1 protein-coding gene is annotated in these 448 nt (G+C 71.4%); it reads left to right on the top strand.

Annotated features, from left to right (window positions below; translation table 11 throughout):
- On the top strand, positions 1-448 hold a 448-nt coding region (locus DN069_RS38450; protein ID WP_481557189.1), incomplete at both ends, for an MmyB family transcriptional regulator.

Raw genomic sequence — 448 nt, 5'->3', positions numbered from 1 at the left:
CCGAGCCCGGCCTACGTCACCAGCCGCACCCTGGACCTGCTCGCCGCCAACCCCGGCGCGTTCGCGCTGTACGCCGGGATCGAGAGGTGGCCGGTCCGGCAGCGCAATCTCGCCCGGTACCTCTTCCTCCACCCCCAGGCCCCGGACCTCTACGCCGACTGGTCCGCACAGATCCGCGGCTGCGTCGCCCGCCTACGCGCCCTGGCCGGAACCGACCCCGACGCCCCGGACCTGGCCGGACTCGTCGGCGAACTCCTCCTGAAGAGCCCGGACTTCGCCAAACTCTGGGACCGCTACGACGTCGCCCGCACCGGCCACGCCCAGAAGCCGAAGATCTTCCACCACCCCCAGGTCGGCGAGATCACTCTCTCCTTCCAAGGCATGCAACTGGAAGGCACCCCCGGCCACCGCCTGGGCGTCTATGTCGCCGAACCCGGCACCCCCGACC

Source organism: Streptacidiphilus pinicola, assembly GCF_003258295.1.
GTDB lineage: Bacteria > Actinomycetota > Actinomycetes > Streptomycetales > Streptomycetaceae > Streptacidiphilus > Streptacidiphilus pinicola.
This window is presented reverse-complemented; position numbering and strand designations above follow the sequence as displayed.